Annotated in this window: 1 pseudogene; it reads right to left on the bottom strand. The window is 56.6% G+C overall.

The features are described from left to right. Positions 1-12: 12 nt before the first annotated feature. A pseudogene (locus LQD11_RS15455) lies at positions 13-198 on the bottom strand (AAA family ATPase); the annotation flags it as partial. Positions 199-373 lie beyond the last annotated feature (175 nt).

The raw sequence follows: 373 nt of genomic DNA on the forward strand, positions 1-373 counted from the left end.
TTCGTTGGCCTAAAACAGCTCCTTGAGGGTGTCCAGCAGCAGGCTCTTGCCGAAGCGGCGGGGGCGGGAGAGGAAATAATAGCTGCCTTCATCGATCAGCTGATGAAGATAGGCGGTTTTATCCACATAGTAGAATCCGCCGGTGCGGATTTTGCCGAACGCCTGTACGCCGATGGGGAGATTGAGCTGGGTAGCCATGGAAGGAACTCGGCTCCTGGAGGTTCACTGTCGGGGCAGAATACCACGAAGCCGGGGCTGGCCTTGCGGGAGCGGCTTTGGGTTGCGAGCGCAAAGACGTTCCCTCCCCTGGGCGGGGACAAAAGAAAATATGAACCATTTCGCACTTTTGACGCCAAGCAGTTGTATCCATACC

The sequence above is a fragment of the Ectothiorhodospira shaposhnikovii genome (assembly GCF_022227765.1).
Classification (GTDB): Bacteria; Pseudomonadota; Gammaproteobacteria; order Ectothiorhodospirales; family Ectothiorhodospiraceae; genus Ectothiorhodospira.